The organism is Shewanella sp. SR44-3 (genome assembly GCF_014163735.1).
GTDB lineage: Bacteria > Pseudomonadota > Gammaproteobacteria > Enterobacterales > Shewanellaceae > Shewanella.
Genome location: NZ_JACJDV010000075.1, coordinates 1 through 3,225 on the forward strand (window position 1 = coordinate 1; position 3,225 = coordinate 3,225).

At 36.3% G+C, this 3,225-nt stretch carries 2 protein-coding genes and 2 pseudogenes; all 4 read left to right on the plus strand.

Features of this window, described 5'->3' with window-relative positions; genetic code table 11:
• Positions 1 to 164: 164 nt before the first annotated feature.
• Positions 165 to 578 (plus strand): hypothetical protein, encoded by a 414-nt coding sequence (locus H5073_RS17755; protein ID WP_182680896.1) that lies wholly within the window; start codon positions 165 to 167, stop codon positions 576 to 578.
• Positions 579 to 775: 197 nt separating this feature from the next.
• Positions 776 to 2,428: a caspase family protein gene (locus tag H5073_RS17760; RefSeq protein ID WP_182680897.1), complete on the plus strand. Its 1,653-nt coding sequence runs from the start codon at positions 776 to 778 to the stop codon at positions 2,426 to 2,428.
• A gap of 144 nt (positions 2,429 to 2,572) precedes the next feature.
• Positions 2,573 to 2,791: pseudogene (locus H5073_RS17765) on the plus strand (DUF998 domain-containing protein); the annotation flags it as partial.
• Between the two features lie 87 nt (positions 2,792 to 2,878).
• Positions 2,879 to 3,225, plus strand: a pseudogene (locus H5073_RS17770) (transposase); the annotation flags it as partial.

Here is a 3,225-nt window from a genome sequence, read left to right on the forward strand (position 1 = left end):
GTTAGGAACGAAAATAGAGTGAGTTACGCATAACAAGCGGTTTATGGATGGGACTCGTAATAGCTTGCTCGGGTTCGTTCCTCACCAGTTTAGCAAGCTAATACTCGCCCCATAACCGGGCGTTAGGCTTTAGAGATTTCAGTTAGCTAAATTAAGGAATGAAAATGGCAAGACAAATTGTATTATCAGATGACAAATTTAAGTGCTTTGTGCGCTATATGATTCAAGCTGCTAAGGAAAAGCGTTGTGTTCCATATGTAGAATTGGAGAATGTTTTTGGATTAGCTCATGACTATGTAGGCTGGTACGCTGGCGTGCTTGGGGATTATTGCTTGAATCGAGATCTCCCAATGCTGAACGGGCTCATTATAAGTAGCACCAATTGTGTTCCTAGCGAAGGATTTGATTGGTATCAAGAAGAATACGGTCGTAGCTGGGGCGAAATTGTAAGTGAATGCTGGCAACATTTTCACGTTACATCGACTAGAGCCAAACAGTCTCAAGACTTTTCTGGGCGTGATAATGATGTTGCTAATTTTTTACAAACAGCTGACATTCCTAGCTACCGAGCAGCCTAACAAGCGCCTGCAATCTGACCTCCGGCCACTGTCACCTTTTGTGCAAAAAGCCGCACAAAAGTCGCCAGTAGCCTCCGGCAGTTGAGGCGGGCGTTATATGCTTTCGTAACCTATTGATACATAACTCTAGTTACAAATGAAAGATTATGGATAGATATACTTTATAGCTATCGATGTAAGTTAAAAGAGAGTAATTCGTGAAAAAAGCACTAGTAATAGGTAACAGTAGTTATCGGATAGATAAAGAAAAATTAAAGAACCCAATTAATGATGCAAAAAAAATGGAAAGCATCCTAACTTATAAAGGCTTTAATGTTACGTTAACTTCTGATTTAAATGAAAAAGATCTAGATGGTGTTTTTAATAAGTTTGTTGATAATGTTAACGAAGGCGATGATGTAATATTTTTCTTTGCAGGTCATGGAATAGAAGATAGAGACACCAATTACTTACTATCCATCGATTACAAGGAGAACTTTGATTTAGACACTTCCTTGACCGTCGATAAGATACAAAATCGTTTGTATCAAAAAAACAATTCAGGTTTTAAGCTAATTGTAATCGACGCGTGTAGAAACAATCCTGTTTATGCTGATTCACCGTTACCCCAAAAGACAAAGGCAAATAATAACACATTAGTTGCATTTTCGACTTCGTCTGGAAATTCAGCAAAAGATGGTAATGGTTCTAATAGTTACTATACGGCTAGTTTGGTAGAGACAATTAAAGAATATGGTTTATCTATAAGCGAAGTTTTTTCTATCACTAGAAACAAAGTGATTGAGCATACTAAATTTGCACAAGTTCCGTGGGAGTATGGTTCTTTACAGGACAACGATAAATTTACATTTGATAATATAAATATACCTATTAAGCTAAAAAGAATAATTAAAAGTAAATCTCAAATATCATACTCCATCAATAACTTCGATGACACATTTTTTGTTGCTGGTAATTCAAAGTATTTGGATGTCTTTGATATAAATTCCTCTGTAGTTACAAGCCTAAATACTTATGTAGATGAATCGCATTGTAGTATTGAAAAGCTTGCATCGAATAATGAATTACTGGTCTTTATTAGTGATGCAGGACATATAGGTGTTTTTAATTTTAAAACCCAAAAAGTGAGCACTCATCAATATGATGAAACTTTTTTCTCTATAGCAGTTAATAATGGAAATTTAGCAATAGTTGGTGGCAGATTAAATCAATTAAAAGTATTGGATCTTATAAGTAATACTATGTCTGACATTGACTTGAAGTCGGAAGTGTTAAAAACTATCTGTAATAATAAAGAGCAGCTAGATTATTTAAGTTCTGAGTTCACAATAATGACTTCTCGGTTCTCTAAAAAAGACTCAAATATTGTAGCGTTTGGTGGGTCTAATAGTGTTTTCTGTGTGAAGAACTTAGCTACCGGTAAATATTTATATCTTAATGAGACAACAGAACTTTTTACATATACGTACTGTATTGATTTTTCAAATGATGGTCGCTTTGCAGCCACAACCCATGAAGATGGTAAAGCCATTTTATGGGATGCAAACACATTCGAACTGATCCATTTGTTTCAAGTTAATGAGAATGTTAAGAAAAACCAGTTCTTTGAATTTACAGATGAAAAACATAGTAACCACCTTCATCATGTAAGGTTTCTTCCAAACTCCATGGCTATGGCTGTATCAACGTCAGAAAGTGAAGTCATTTTCTACGATATTACCTATATGACAATGATTGCAAGACTAGATTTAAACATTGAAGCATTAAATATATATACATTTGAGTTCAATTCATCAGGCGACAATATGGTTATTTCACTAAATAATAAAAACTATTTATTTGGGAATTAACTATAAATACCTGGCAATGTGTTCGCATATAACAAGGTGTTAAAACGGAACTAAAACAGTTGGTTAGGTTTCGCTTCGCTACACATCATAACCAACAATTTTAGTCCGCTTAACGCGGCGTTAGTTTACAAAGGGAGTTTGGTGGTGTTTGAGAGTATTGCGGTCTATTCAGGGTTAATTGCAACAATCTGGATCTTCATTGGTGTTTATGTAGCAAGTAGATTTTATGCTGGTTACAGCCATTCTAAACAGTTTTGTAGTGAGTTAGGTGCAACAGGTAGCCCAACAGAAAAATTGTCACCCTTAATTAATAATTACCCTTTAGGCTTTCTTTTTTGCTTTTTCGGTTGGTATTTGGCGCAGAAAATAAGGTGCCATCCACGTTAGTGGAGAGTCTCCAGATTTTAAACTAAGCTTAAAATCTGAACAGACATTGATGAAGGTGAGCATATGCCACGCCCTAGAAGAAGTCAGGTAAGTGTGGAAGACACTCCTATGTACCATTGTTGTAGCCGCGTTGTTCGTCGCGCTTTTCTCTGCGGCGATGATACGTTTTCTGGCAAAAACTACGACCACAGACGTGCTTGGGTAGAAGCGCAATTGTTTAAATTAGCGGAGGTTTTCGCTATTGATGTGGCTGCTTTTGCAGTGATGAGTAATCATTTGCATGTTGTGCTCAGTATCGACATTTATCAAGCTAACCGCTGGTCTGATGTTGAGGTAATAAGCCATTGGCATCAATTATTTAAGGGCACTGATATAACCCAAAAGTTTGCTCAGGGTGAAACGCTTGAGGA